The sequence below is a fragment of the Bacillus cereus group sp. MYBK101-2 genome (genome assembly GCF_051918845.1).
GTDB classification, from domain to species: domain Bacteria; phylum Bacillota; class Bacilli; order Bacillales; family Bacillaceae_G; genus Bacillus_A; species Bacillus_A paranthracis.
This window is the reverse complement of the sequence record NZ_JBQAIE010000002.1, coordinates 78,059-92,032: the sequence shown is the minus strand read 5'-3', so window position 1 is coordinate 92,032 and position 13,974 is coordinate 78,059. Positions and strand designations below refer to the sequence as shown.

Here is a 13,974-nt window from a genome sequence, read left to right as displayed (position 1 = left end):
ATTTATTTCTTCAACTTATCCGCCTTCGCAATAAATTGTGCTGCTTCCGCACGGCTTACCGCTTTATCTGGAGCCCAGCCATTATCTGTTCCAACTGAAATATTTTCTTGAATTAAAATATTGGCATACTTTGCACCCCAATGATTTTTTAAGTCAGCAAATTCTTTTGGTAGTTTTATATTTTCATTTCTTTCTAATTTATATGCATTTACTAACATAGAAGCCATTGATGCACGGTTAATTAACCCGCTTGGATTAAAGTTCCCCTTCTCATCACCTTTTACAATACCTGCTTTTTCAACTGCTGCGATGTATGGTGTAGCCCAGTGATTTTGCGCATCAGGGAATGATGGCTTTGCATCTTTCTTAATTTCTAAACCTAAAACAGTTGCTAATATTTTCGCAGCTGAGCCACGATCGATATTTTCAGCCGGAGCAAATGTACCATCTGGCTTACCGTGCACTGCTTCTTTATCTACTAAATATTGAACTGATTCTTGTGCCCAAGCTGGTACATCAGAGAATTTAGGCTTCTGTTCAATTGCACTCGCATCGATTTCAAACTGTACTTGATATGTATGATCATATTTAATTGCTGGAATTAATATATGCATTTGCATATTATATTTTTTCGAAAACTCATCAATTTCAAATTGAACAACTTTCGTACCGTTATTTGCTTTATCTTCGGAAATTACTTTTACATCATGGAATGTCCCTATTTTATTTGGATTTTCTACTCTAAGATACTGAAAATAGCTACTATCTTGAACTGTTAACGTAACGATTTTTTTATCACCTTGAATCGTTACTTTTGGATTTTTTAAATATGTAGATGCAACTGATGTGTCATTCGTTTGATCTTTATAAGTCTTTAAAATAACGTCATATGTGCCATCTGCTAGTTTGCTAGCTGCTTTCATTTCTACTGCCGCTTCTGCTTTCGCAATCGGTGCCATAATACCACTGAATGGAACTGCTAAAGTTGCTGCTATAACGAACGCATTAACATATTTTTTCTTAATCATTATCAACATGACCTCTCTCTTTATATGATTATGCCCAACATAACCATCATATTGATAATGATTATCAATGTCAAATAAAAATAATACTATTATTTCCTACATAAGTACGCTTTCCGCTCATTTTTAAAAAGTAAATAATGCGCTGTATGAACTTTCCTTTCCAAATAATCGATAGAATACGTGCTCGATGGATCCACTAAATCACCTATCGCTCCTGAAAGATGATCAATGACTTGCTGCAAAACCTCTAAGTTTTTCTTCTCACTTTCAGCATTCATTTCATCCATAATGTCACAAATAAGATACTGCACTCGCCGTAAACGTAATTCCTTCTGTTCCACTTATATCTCCTCCTTATTAGTCATATTACGGTTTAAATATATGGCACCATTGCTTAACCAATGCTAAAAAATAGAAAGGCAACCATCTTCATAAAGATGGTTGCCCCTATATTTAAACTTGCATCGCTTTTTCTCTTAAAGCTCTTCTCAGCAACTTACCTGTCGTATTCTTCGGCAGTTCTGTTAAAAATTCAATACTCTTTGGTACTTTATATTTTGCTAAATGTAACGCACAGTAATGCATCAGTTCTTCTTCTGTTACGTTCGTTTGTTTCAGAACGACGTACGCTCTCACTGCTTCTCCTAAGTTTTCATCAGGAACACCGATTACGACCACTTCCGCCACTGATTCGTGCATGTACAATACTTCCTCTACTTCACGAGGGTATACGTTATAACCGCCAACTAAGACGATATCCTTTTTACGGTCAACGATATAGAAGTAACCTTCTTCATCCATTTTCGCTAAGTCTCCTGTATACAACCAGCCGTCTTTCAATGTCGCTGCTGTATCTTCTGGTGCGTTATAGTATCCTTTCATAACGTTAGGTCCGCGCACAATTAATTCCCCAACTGCACCAACAGGTACTTCTTCCCCAAGTTCATTTACAATTTTATTTTCTACATGCCAAATATTTGTACCGATTGATCCTGGTTTACGCGGACGATCGAGTGGGTTAAAACAAGTCACTGGTGATGCTTCTGATAAACCGTATCCTTCTGAAACGATAACACCAAAACGTTTTTCAAAGTTTTGCAGAAGAGCAACAGGCATGGATGCACCACCTGAAATGCAAAGGCGAAGCGTCTTCACATCTTCTGCGCTTGCTTCTTCGAATAAATATAAATAATTATACATTGTCGGTACACCGGCAAAAATCGTCGGTTCGTACGTGCGGCAAATACGGAATACTTCTTTCGGGCTAAATTTCGGTAACATCAAAATCGTTGCCCCGTTCACAATCGGTGCATTGACCGCCACTGTTAAACAGAATACGTGGAACATTGGCAGTGCCGCAACGACGCGATCATCAGCCGTATATTGTAAATACGACGCCACATCACTCGCATTACTATATAAATTTTTATGCGTTAACATAGCGCCTTTCGGTTTTCCAGTCGTGCCTGAAGTGTACAGAATAACCGCTACATCTTCTTCATCTAACTCTGGGCCTTCGTAAGTTACATCTCCAGCCCCTATCATTCTAGTAAACGTTTTCATTTTTTCAGTTTCTGTATGGTTAAAATCTGATGAGGTTTCGCATATGATGATGTTTTCAAGTGAAGGAAGTCTTGTTGTAAGAGATTGTATAACAGGTAGAAGGACGTCGAGTACGATGATTGTTTTTACATCTCCATTTTGTAAAATGTAATGCATTTCGTCTGCTGTATAAATTGGATTAACTGGAATAACAGTTGCTCCAGCTTTCATTGTTCCGTATAAACCGACCAAAAAATGTGGTGAGTTTCCAACAACTAATGCGACATTGTCCCCTTTTCCAATGCCCATCGCTGCTAAATTGCTAGAAAACCTTGTGACCATTTTGTTTAATTGGTCATACGAGACCGACTGATCCATAAATATATAAGCCGGTTTATCCCCCTTCTTTTTCGCCGTTTCAGCCAAAGATTGAACGAGATTCACACAAACCCCACCTTTATAAAATTTAGAATATTTAAAAATTCTAAATTAATTATATTAAAAGAAAATTAAAGTGGCAAGTGTTATTCCATTAACTGCATATAAACAGATCACCTCCTCTTCATTTACTTTGGAAGGATAAGGGAATTTTATTTACAAGTAATTTATAAAACTAGACCAAAAATCATTTTAGGATAATATGCACTCATCTTTTCTCTAAGTTTAGTAAGTTCCTCTTTATTTAACGTCGTATGCTCTCCAAACAAGTTAATCGCGTCCGCTCCATCTTCATGAAAATACACCGTAACATATAATGTCGGTAACCCTGTATTGTCTTCATCTATTGAAAAAACGACATCTGGTGTCTTATTAACAGTGCTGAATGTTTCATTTCTTTTCCACTTCTTATTTTGAAACATGTCTTGTATTTCCTGTATCTTTCGTCTGTTATCTGTATGCGTAAAATATATAACATTATCTTTCGCTGGCTTTCCAATCGATAAAAGTATGCGACTTGAGGACATTTCATCGTTACAGGCTGTCATTCCGATGACGAAGCTGAGTAGTAATACAACGTATATTACCCTCTTCATTTCAATCCGCCTCCTTTTGAATATATATATGCCTTAACGAGGGGCAAATGTCTTGTGATTTTATGGTGAATGAAATTATATCGGCGATTTTTCAGATATATCAGCGCAACTCAATTTATATCAGCGATTTTCCAAATATATCGACCGTAACTCGAAATATATCAGCGATTTTCCGAATATATCGACTTACCGACAAAACGCGACAATCTACGCCAAAAAAAGAGGCTGCCTTTTATGACAACCTCTCTCATTTTTAGAAGAATAAATGTAAGAAATCTTCTGTTGTAATATTACCGAAGTAGCGTTTAATATCTACGCCTTCTAAAGCTGTAGTGAATGCATCTTTATCAAATTGTACGCCTGTTAGACGTTCTTCAATATCGTGCACATCTAATGAACCGAAGAAGTCACCGTAAATTTTGCATTCTGTTACTGTTCCTTTTTTCACTTCCAGGCGAACATCAACTTGTCCAACTGGGAATCGGTGTGAATGTTGTAAGTTGAACTTCGGAGATTTTCCGTAGTTCCAGTCCCAATTTTGGTAACGTTCTTCAGATAGTTTATGGATCTCTTTCCAATCATGTTCTGTTAATTCGTACGTCGGAATTTCTGTTTCCTCTTCGAAAATTGTTTCTAGAAGAAGTTGTCTAAACTCTTCTGTCGTCATTTTTTCGTTTAAGAATTCTGTAATGTTCGCAACGCGGCTACGGATTGATTTAATACCTTTTGATTGAATCTTATCCATTTTTACTTTTAACGCTGATACGACGTGATCGATTTCAGAGTCAAATAGTAACGTACCGTGACTGAACATACGACCTTTCGTTGAGAACTGCGCGTTACCTGAAATTTTTCTACCTTCAGCTAAAATGTCGTTACGACCACTTAGTTCCGCATTTACGCCTAATTTACCAAGCGCTTTCGTTACAGGCTCTGTGAATTTTTTGAAGTTGCTGAAACTGTCTCCATCATCTTTCGTAATAAAGCTGAAGTTTAAGTTTCCTAAATCATGATATACTGCGCCTCCGCCTGATAGACGACGAACGACATGAATCCCTTTTTCTTTTACGTAATCTGCATTAATTTCTTCTACTGTGTTTTGGTTTTTACCAATAATAATAGAAGGTTCGTTAATGTAGAACAGTAAATACGTTTCGTTAATATCTAAATTCTTCACACAATATTCTTCAATTGCTAAGTTTATTCTAGGATCTGTAATTCCTTTATTATCAATAAATAACATCGTATCACCTCATGAGTTCCATACGTAGCCACTATGCGCTAGCGTAATATGGCCACTGAAAATTTGTTTTGCTTCTGTTACTAAATCAGATGGGGTGCCTGTATGCGGTAAGTGCGTTAATAAAAGTTCTTTTACATTCGCATCTTTCGCAATACTTGCTACTTCTGTACTATTCATATGCCCTGCTTTTGCAGCCTCTTGATGTGCATACATATTACACTCACAAATGAAAAGATCAGCATCTTTTGTGAATGGAATAAATTCAGGAATATAACTGGAATCAGCGCTATATACTACAGCGTCATTACCTGCTGTAATACGCATCGCAAAGCATGTAACAGGATGAACAGTTTTTAAGAATGAAATCGAGAACGGTCCAATTTGAAGTGTTTCTTCTGGATTGTACGGGATTCCTTTCGTATGCGGTTCATGCGTTAAAGAATGAAATCCACTCTCGTCAAACGTATGACCGTATATTGGTAATTCCGGTAGTTGCCCTTTTGTCGCACTTGTAATTAATCTTGCATATTGCAATACCCCAATGTCTGCAACATGATCGTGATGATAGTGCGAAAGTACAACTGCATCTATATGAGATGGTGTTATATATTTTTGAAGCTGTGCTAGTACACCACTACCACAGTCTACAAGTAAACGAAAACCATCGTGTTCAAACAAATACCCCGACGTTGCTTCTCCCGCTTCTGGAAAGCCGCCCCAAAAGCCGACAACAGTCATTTTCATATGTATCCATCCTTTCTAAAACCGAGTAGAAATGCATGTTTCACTTACATTCTACATTGTTAACTATAATCCATTTCCTAAACTTTTTCATTAATTTTCAATTTTGTTATAAAACAGTTATTGACTTTTGTTTTTTGTACTAATACAATGATAGTAAGAAATGGAAATGGAGGGATTGACATGATCGATCAACCAATGGAGTTTTTCAGAAATTTACCGACGAAAACTTGTGCGCACTGCGGGAAAGAAATTGATGAGCAACACGAAGCATACCATAACAAATGTGATGACTGCGTTCACGAAGAATAGTAGTTTGTGAACAGAAAAAAACCTAGCAGACATAGTCTACTAGGCTAATAACATCGTATCCTTCATCGTTGAACCTTTCACCAAGAGCTCCAGTTCAAACTCATACAATTCTTTTTTTCGATAATTTTTCGTATGGATTTTATCCATCATCAGGTCGACAACTTTTCGGGCCATCTCATCGATTGGCTGTTCAATTGTCGTAATACCTGGCTCTGTAATCTGTGATAAAATTTGATTATCAAAACCGATAACAGCGAGATCATCTGGAATGCTCCAGTCATGGCGTTTCGCCTCTGAAATAATTCCAGCTGCTACCTCATCGCCTCCTGCCAAAATCGCGGTAGGATTTTTTTTGTCCTTTAATACTTCATGGAATATTCGTTTTCCATCTTCCCAAGAGAAAGCGTTTTCAAGAAAATCAATCGCTTCTACTTGGCGGCTCTTCTCCGTTATGGCACGTAAAAAGCCCATTTTTCGCTGTTGGCTAACCACTTTGGTTTCGTTACCACGGCAAAAAATAAGATTACGATATCCTTGTTCTAACACATGCTTAGCAGCTATGTATGCTCCTTGCGCATGATCAAACTTCACTGTTGGAATATTTGCTTCCTCAATATATTCATTACATAACACGATTGGACCGTGTTGTAAGTATGGTTCTACATCTTCCCACGGATTTTCTAGTGAACATAGAATAATCCCATCTACTTGTTTCGTAGATAATAATTGTAAATACTCCATCTCTTTTTCCGGTAAATATCTTGTTTGACAAATAATCAGTTTATATTTATGTTCAGAAGCAGCAATCTCGATTGCTTCGATAAATCTACTGAAGAAAGGATTTGTAATCCTTGGAACTAGCACCGCAATTGTTTCCGTCTTTTGTTTACGAAGCCTTCTCGCCGCAGAATTAGGAACGAAGCCTAAATGCTTCATTGCTAATTGAACCCTTTTTTTCTTCTCATCTGAAACATATGGATGATTATTAATCACCCTAGAAACCGTTGTCCTTGATAACCCCGCTAATTTCGCCACGTCCTCTATAGTCGACACGAAATTCTCCCCCTTTGCATGAAAACGTTTTCTTAAATTGATTATATAGTATATTATTGGAAACTGCAATATGGGTTGTTATGATTTTACTATATTAATATTATACATAGGGAAAAGTCTGTTATTTACAGGAATATATACTACTTTGAGAATTTCACAATAAATAAAAATTACTCCCCCTTTCTCTCACTCAAAATTAAACTTACATACTCTTGTTTGACCACACGTCATGCCCTCACTTACCTCAAAAACAAATTTCTATCATACTTCTAAAAAAAGATTTCTAATTTATACCGTTTAATTAATATTAGCGCTATGTAAATTTGGAACATTTCTTTATGTTTATAGGCAATAGGACAAGCATAAACTTGTCTTTTGAATATTTATATAGAAAGTACAAAATAATCCAATTGAACTGATTTATATGCTAGAAATGAAAAGGAGTTCATAAAAAAATGACAACTTATACAGTTAATGTTTATGGTATTTTCACCTTAGGATCTGCGTCCAGTAATAACCGAGAGCAACGTCGTACTAGATTAAATGATGACGTCAATAGAGCTAATGAAATCTGGAGGATTAATGGGGAGAATTGTATAAACTTTGTAGCAGCAGGAACATTTAATGCAAACCATATTACCATTAATGCAAGTGATATGTTAAGTGAAACGGCACTTGGACCAAACACCTCTACACGCACTTTAATCAACCAGGTGAGAAGTAGGAGAAACGGTGCTATTGGAATATATATCGTTTATCTAAGTGGAGATCATTTTGCAGATCGTGATAACAATGGTAACTTATTAAATGTTATTGGTTATGGTGGACCTCAATTATTGCGTTATAATAGTCCGAATGATTATCAAATCATTGGAGAAATAGTCATTACAGATGGTGGTTTTCAAACGAATGTATTTGCACACGAAGCTGGGCATAATTTACTAACTCGCATTATAACTGATCCTAACAATAACAATAATCAAATTTTTGATAATAGTGATCCAACAGGTCCATATAGAGAATTTGATCCGATAACAGGCGATGTAACATTCGAATCCCCCGGACATAGTGCGGATCCCAATAACATAATGTATCCCGTTGTAACTAATAATACTCAAATTGCAACAGAACAATGTGATATTGCTAGACAAAGTACCATTGTAATAGTACAAAACTAATACTAGTTCTACTAAAAAAGAAAGGGGACCACATTAAATATGATAAAGAAAAAAACAAAATCATTCCGTTGTTGTAATAACAAAAAACACAAAAATCATTGTAAAAAAAACAGCCATGAAGTGACTTGTATTGATAAGAATGATCCTAGATGGAAGTATAATGTTATTGATGACGACAATCCTGAAAAAAATTATGATATTTTCTATTTATAATTACCCTATAAAAAATAGGGGAAAACTCCTAAACTACTTTTAATTTCCTCGCTATTAACTGTACCTACTAGATCTGTTCTATACCTTTATTTTCTAAGTAGTACCTCTTCCACTCTTTAAAAGGGTTCACTCGACTTTTACTAGATGATTCAATAAATGGCATACGCAACTAGTCTGCATTTTTTCTTGAGTAAATGGTGCAATTCAGACTGGTTGCTGTACCCTATAATAACCAAAATTAAAAATAATCCCCTGCACCATACCTAATTGATAAAACAACATCTAGAAGTAATACTTATCCTAGCTACTATTGACCATAATCCTATATAAGATTTCCTGTAGAACATCAAGATTAAATAATATATTGGTGCTGGATTTCATATTAATATATCCTTTATTAAATTTCACTCAATATAAAACCCCATCAATACATCATCTCCATAAGATCCATCTTCATATTTAATTTGATTCCTTTGTCTTCCTTCTTCTACAAATCCCATACGTTTATACACCTTAATCGCCCTGTCATTAATAGAAACTACACCTAAACAAACTTTCTCTAAACCTTCCTGCCTTTTAGCCCAGCTAATAAGGAATTCAATTAGTTCTGTACCAATGCCTTGATTACAGTACGCCTCCTTAATCCCCATTCCCATTGTGCCTGCATGTCGTAAGCGGTCTAGTTCATATCGATTGAAAATTAAAAAGCCAACCACTTTTTTATCTACTTCATAAACTATGTAAAGATTACCCTTTTCATTGCTTTTCCGTATCTTTTCTTTTTCTGCATCAATATCATTTGGTAATTTATTTGGAGATACTATAAAAAACTTTGTAGTAGTTTTCGATAATATAATTTCTTTTCTAATATCTATAATTGATTCCGCATCAATCTCTTTTGCTAAGCGTATCACTGAATCACCTCATACCTTTTTCTAAAAGCTACAAAGAAAAATAGATAACGTAAGGATTCCCCTTCTGATTCATTATTTTAACTCCTCCCACTTCGTCCAAACTTCTCTCCCATTTATACGGTACATATTATCCTCTCTGTCCATAAACCCGTGCACAATAAACTCGCGTCTAATCGTACAAAAATCGTCATGATATTGTTTGATGAATGCATTGATTTCTTTTTCCATATACTGATTCTCCGCATTTAACTTGCTAATTAAATACTCTAACAATACTAGTTTTTTCTTCTTTTGACCTGGAATCGATTTTAAACGGTCCTCTTTATCAAAAAAGTTACGAATGGTCGCATCCCTAAATTTCATTTCACTGTCAGTCATTTTATTGTCCTCCATTGATTTTTATACAATAAGACTTTATTGTTTGTCTTTACTATTCTTCTTCATTCTTTCACTTACAACATCCATAAAGTAATACCCACTAATAAGCACATAGTAAACTACAAGTATTCCTAGTGCATCTTTCATATTTATATATTTTTCTTTATGAAACAAGATAGGTGAAAGGGCGTAAACAAGAAAGATGATTAGCGGATTTAAGATAAAATAGTAAGTACGATTTCCTTTCATCATATCAACTCCTCTATATCTAATTTTCTCTATAAATTGTTGTAAATCCTTTTCTTTCGTTTTTGATTCATAGCCGAACTACAAAAAAATGCCCTGCATTACAATAAAAAAGCACCGAAAAGGTGCTTTTTTCTACGCTTCAATCGATTGATTTTCCGCAATATTTCTAAATTGTCGTTTGTGCATCCAAGTTAAGGAGGCAATTGTTCCAAGTGATAACACAACGATGAAAATCATGAGTACTCCTACGTTTTGCCACATGAAGTCAAAGTCTCCGCTTGATACGACTGCCTTCAATCCAGATACAGAGTATGTCATCGGTAACCATGCATTAAATGGTTGTAAAAACTTCGGAATCAATTCTAGTGGGAATGTTCCAGCACTTGTTGTAAGCTGAATAATTAATGTGATGATGGCGATGAAACGCCCTGCATCACCAAATACTGTTACTAAACATTGAATTAATGCGATAAACGCTAAACTTGTAACGATGCTAAAAAGTATGAAATAAGGAATACTTTGTACTTCTACACCTAATCCAAACAGTAATATGACATCAGCTACTACTGCTTGAATAATACCGACTGATAGTAATACGCCGAACTTACTAATAAACCAACTAAATCCTGATTTTGGAACGCCCACTGTATCACGTAATGGATATACGATAGATAATAATAATGCTCCAACGAATAAACCAAGTGATAAGAAGTACGGTGTAAATCCAGTTCCGTAGTTAGGAACTTCCGCCATTTTCTCCGTCTTCACTTTTACAGGACTTGCAAACATATCATACGTTTTATCTGTTCCTTTTACTTCACCAGTTTTCTCTGCTCCTTCGCCAAGTTTCTCAGCAAGTTCACCTGAACCGTCGTTTACTTTTACAAGGCCATCCGTTACTTTTCCTGATCCGTCTGCTAGTTTATTTACGCCGTCGTTTAGCTGGGTTGAGCCAGTTGACATTTTATTTAGACCACCATTTAGCGTACCTATGCCAGTTGTTACTTGACCAGAGCCATCTGCTAATTGGGTTACTCCACCTGCCATTTGGTTTACTCCTACAGATAATGATCCTAAACCTCCTGTTACTTGCTTTGAGCCATCTGCTAATTTGGATACTCCTACAGATAATGTTCCTAAACCACCTGTTACTTGGCTTGAGCCAGTTGCTAATTGATTTACACCACCTGCCATTTGATTTGCCCCTGCAGATAATGTTCCTAAACCGCCTGTTACTTGGCTTGAGCCATTTGCTAACTGATTTACACCACCTGCCATTTGATTTGCTCCTGCAGATAATGCACCTAATCCACCCGTTACTTTATCCGAGCCATCTGCTAATTGATTTATCGCATCAATTAAGTGACCTGATTCGTTTTTTAATGTATTTGCCCCTTCTTTAGCATTATTTAATTTCACACCAAACCCTTGGAATTTTTCAACAAACCCTGTTTGTGCACTGGATAATCGCTCAATACCAACAGTTAAAGATTGTAATTCTGCTGGATTCGGTAATTTGCTTTGTCCATTACCTGTTTTTTGATTTATTTCACCTTTTAATTGTTTTACTTCTTCATTTAATTTATTTGTTCCGCCTGCTACTCCGGCAGCTTTTTGCTGAACTGTCGCTGTACTTTTTACCGCATTTGTTATGAATGGTTGTAACTGCTCTTGATATTCTTTTGGTAAACTTTCAATTTGCTTTTGTAAATCCGCTACATCTTGCGCTGCATTTTTTGCATCTCTTGCTGTTGATTGTGTAAGTTCATTTAACTGATTTACATTCGCCCCAGCTCCATCTATTTTCTCATTTACTGTACTCAATATAGCAGGGTCTTTTGACTGCATTTCCTCTAAAGTTGCAGTAGATTTTTGTACGTTACTACTTAAATCTTGCAATCCCTTTTGAATCTCTTGAGACCATTTTTCTAATTGTCTTTGCCCTTCAACAAGTGCTTCCATACCATTTGATAGGTCAGTTGTTCCTATTTTTAATTCACCGGATTTACTTACTAATTTGTTCAAACCCCCGGTCACTTTCTCAGATCCATCATGCAATTCATCAATTCCTTTTTGCATTTCACCTGTTTTGCTATTTAACGTATTTAAACCGTCTGTTACTTTTCCAGAGCCATCTATTAATTTTCCGATACCTGTCTGCATCTCACCGGTTTTACTATTTAACGTATTTAAACCGTTCGTTACTTTTCCAGACCCGTCTATTAATTTTCCGATACCTGCATTGCTATTTAATACATGTAAACCATCTGTTACTTTTCCCGATCCGTCTACTAATTTCCCGATACCTATCTGCATTTCACCTGTCTTGCTATTTAGCGTATTTAAACCATTTGTTACTTTTCCTGACCCATCTACTAATTTATTAGATCCATCTGCTAATTTCTGAACTCCATCCTTCATCTCTCCAGACTTCCCTTGAAGTGTATGAAGGCCATCCGTTACTTTACTTGAACCATCATGCAGCTCACTTGATCCGTCGTGTAGTTTGCTTGCCCCTTCCGCCCCATCTGCTAATCCTTTTGAGACATCTTGAATAGAATCAAACATTTTCTCTGCATATGTTTTCGTTAACGTACTTGATACTTCACCTTTAATTTTTTCAATGGCTGTTCCGCCAATTTGTGAAGATAAGAAGTTTAAGCTTTCGTTTGGAATATATTCTAAGTTTAATGGTTTTGGTTCATCTTTTAATAATGTTGTAGCGTTACTTGAGAAGTCATCTGGAATGCGTACTAACATGTAATACTTTCTGCCTTCCATTCCTTTTTTCGCTTCTTTTTCACTTACAAACTCCCATTTAAAACTGGTATTATCTTTTAAATTATCAACAAGCCCTTTTCCGACCTCAATTGGTTTCCCATCAAATACTGCACCTTTATCTAAATTGACTACCGCCACTGGCAAATCATCTAACTGTTTATATGGATCCCAAAAGGCCCATAAAAACATACCTGCATATAAAATTGGTACGAATAGAACCGCGATAATTGGAATTAATATTTTTTTACTTTTTATAATTTGTGTGAACTCTTTACGAAGTAACTGATTTCCTTTCATCATTTCTCCCCCTTTTTAAAATGACCAAATTGTTCAATCGGTCATTTTTACCCAAACAAAAAGGCTATACTGATTCATACATATGCCTTATCTCCGAATTTATACTATGCAACTGTTTCTTAATATGAAGTGAATATTTCTATTATCCCTCCTAAATCAAATGTATGACCATTTCGTTCGATTGGTCACTTTTTATAATAATAAAAGGATTATCTTAGTTTGACAATCCTTTTAATAAATAAAGTTCAAATAATTCTGCAATTTTTTCTTTTTCTAGCGGTTCATGATTTTTTTCCCAATCAAAAATAAGCGATACGTATAAGCGAAGCATAATAAATGCTGTAATTTCTGGATCACATTTGCTAATTTCACCTTTATCAATCGCAATCTTTAAATACGATTGAATGACAGAAACGATTTCCACATCTACTTGTTGCATCACTTCTTGTACTTCTTTCGTTCCCATATCGCGCTCTTCTTGAATTAACTTAATCATGAGCTGATGTTCTTTTCTGAATTCTAATATGCTATATAATGCTCTATGTACATTTTCAAAAAATGAAACATCTGAACGAATTGCATTTTCTGCAACTTGCTTCATTTCTGTAATTAAATTAGAAATAATCTCGCCAAATAGCTCTTCTTTATTTTTGAAAAAAGTATAAATCGTTCCTTTTCCTACATTCGCTAACTTCGCTACTTGATCCATCGTTGTTGCTTTATAACCGAATGCTGAAAAAGACTTTGTTGCAGCCTCAATAATAGAACGTTTTCGATCTATCGCCACATCTTCACCTCCAAAAATGACCAATTGGATAATATAGTCAATCAGTACATCTTTGATATTACCACACGCTTACATTGTATACAAGTTCTCTTTTTTATTATTTCCAGTATAAAAAATTCCAGTCAAGTTATATCATACTGTCCATAGTTTATCAGAAGAAAAGAGAAAAGGAAAAGGTGTTCTTGAGATATACAGCTAAACCTTACTTACAAACAACAAATTTC

Annotated in this window: 15 protein-coding genes; 3 read left to right on the top strand and 12 right to left on the bottom strand. The window is 35.6% G+C overall.

The genetic code is table 11. The features are described from left to right. Positions 1 to 2: 2 nt before the first annotated feature. The 6 genes from ACTFSI_RS05745 to ACTFSI_RS05720 all read right to left on the bottom strand — a co-directional run bounded on the left by ACTFSI_RS05745 (position 3) and on the right by ACTFSI_RS05720 (position 5,591). Entirely contained in the window at positions 3 to 1,028 is a 1,026-nt protein-coding gene (locus tag ACTFSI_RS05745; RefSeq protein ID WP_138322617.1) for an S-layer homology domain-containing protein, read from the bottom strand. Positions 1,029 to 1,117: 89 nt separating this feature from the next. Further along, positions 1,118 to 1,369: a hypothetical protein gene (locus ACTFSI_RS05740; RefSeq protein WP_139896054.1), complete on the bottom strand. Its 252-nt coding sequence runs from the start codon at positions 1,367 to 1,369 to the stop codon at positions 1,118 to 1,120. Between the two features lie 112 nt (positions 1,370 to 1,481). Next, a complete protein-coding gene (locus ACTFSI_RS05735) occupies positions 1,482 to 3,014 on the bottom strand; it encodes a fatty acid--CoA ligase family protein (RefSeq protein ID WP_138322328.1) in 1,533 nt (510 codons plus the stop codon). A gap of 161 nt (positions 3,015 to 3,175) precedes the next feature. Beyond that, the gene (locus tag ACTFSI_RS05730; RefSeq protein ID WP_440045267.1) at positions 3,176 to 3,604 is read right to left on the bottom strand and encodes a hypothetical protein; all 429 of its coding nucleotides are present in this window, start codon (positions 3,602 to 3,604) and stop codon (positions 3,176 to 3,178) included. A 253-nt stretch (positions 3,605 to 3,857) separates the two neighbouring features. After that, complete coding sequence (locus ACTFSI_RS05725; RefSeq protein WP_138322330.1) at positions 3,858 to 4,847, bottom strand: lipoate--protein ligase; 990 nt, start codon at positions 4,845 to 4,847, stop codon at positions 3,858 to 3,860. A gap of 9 nt (positions 4,848 to 4,856) precedes the next feature. Further along, positions 4,857 to 5,591, bottom strand: coding sequence for an MBL fold metallo-hydrolase (locus ACTFSI_RS05720; protein WP_138322331.1), 735 nt, complete (start codon positions 5,589 to 5,591; stop codon positions 4,857 to 4,859). 180 nt (positions 5,592 to 5,771) lie between these two features. Here ACTFSI_RS05720 and yhfH point away from each other — a divergent pair, with 180 nt between their 5' ends. Then, the gene (gene yhfH, locus ACTFSI_RS05715; protein WP_000567010.1) at positions 5,772 to 5,900 is read left to right on the top strand and encodes a protein YhfH; all 129 of its coding nucleotides are present in this window, start codon (positions 5,772 to 5,774) and stop codon (positions 5,898 to 5,900) included. Between the two features lie 39 nt (positions 5,901 to 5,939). Here yhfH and ACTFSI_RS05710 read toward each other — a convergent pair whose 3' ends face one another. Beyond that, entirely contained in the window at positions 5,940 to 6,953 is a 1,014-nt protein-coding gene (locus ACTFSI_RS05710; RefSeq protein WP_000103718.1) for a LacI family DNA-binding transcriptional regulator, read from the bottom strand. Positions 6,954 to 7,408: 455 nt separating this feature from the next. On the opposite strand from ACTFSI_RS05710, the gene ACTFSI_RS05705 reads away from it, so the two are divergent. Together ACTFSI_RS05705 and ACTFSI_RS05700 are read left to right on the top strand one after the other, a co-directional pair. Next, complete coding sequence (locus ACTFSI_RS05705; protein WP_000214840.1) at positions 7,409 to 8,131, top strand: hypothetical protein; 723 nt, start codon at positions 7,409 to 7,411, stop codon at positions 8,129 to 8,131. A 39-nt stretch (positions 8,132 to 8,170) separates the two neighbouring features. Next, positions 8,171 to 8,344 carry a hypothetical protein gene (locus ACTFSI_RS05700; protein ID WP_167495105.1) on the top strand — a complete coding sequence of 58 codons (174 nt, stop codon included), beginning with the start codon at positions 8,171 to 8,173 and terminating at the stop codon, positions 8,342 to 8,344. A 404-nt stretch (positions 8,345 to 8,748) separates the two neighbouring features. Here the strand turns inward: ACTFSI_RS05700 and ACTFSI_RS05695 are convergent, their stop codons facing one another. From ACTFSI_RS05695 to ACTFSI_RS05675, 5 genes are all read right to left on the bottom strand, one after another. Continuing rightward, positions 8,749 to 9,258, bottom strand: a complete 510-nt coding sequence (locus tag ACTFSI_RS05695; protein WP_440045266.1) for an N-acetyltransferase family protein — start codon at positions 9,256 to 9,258, stop codon at positions 8,749 to 8,751. A gap of 72 nt (positions 9,259 to 9,330) precedes the next feature. After that, entirely contained in the window at positions 9,331 to 9,636 is a 306-nt protein-coding gene (locus tag ACTFSI_RS05690) for a DUF2087 domain-containing protein (RefSeq protein WP_138322333.1), read from the bottom strand. Positions 9,637 to 9,672: 36 nt separating this feature from the next. Next, positions 9,673 to 9,888, bottom strand: coding sequence for a hypothetical protein (locus ACTFSI_RS05685; RefSeq protein WP_070805444.1), 216 nt, complete (start codon positions 9,886 to 9,888; stop codon positions 9,673 to 9,675). Positions 9,889 to 10,017: 129 nt separating this feature from the next. Further along, positions 10,018 to 12,963: a YhgE/Pip domain-containing protein gene (locus ACTFSI_RS05680; RefSeq protein WP_138322334.1), complete on the bottom strand. Its 2,946-nt coding sequence runs from the start codon at positions 12,961 to 12,963 to the stop codon at positions 10,018 to 10,020. Positions 12,964 to 13,177: 214 nt separating this feature from the next. Beyond that, on the bottom strand, positions 13,178 to 13,750 hold the full coding sequence (locus ACTFSI_RS05675; protein ID WP_000963375.1) for a TetR/AcrR family transcriptional regulator: 573 nt from the start codon (positions 13,748 to 13,750) through the stop codon (positions 13,178 to 13,180). Positions 13,751 to 13,974: the final 224 nt, after the last annotated feature.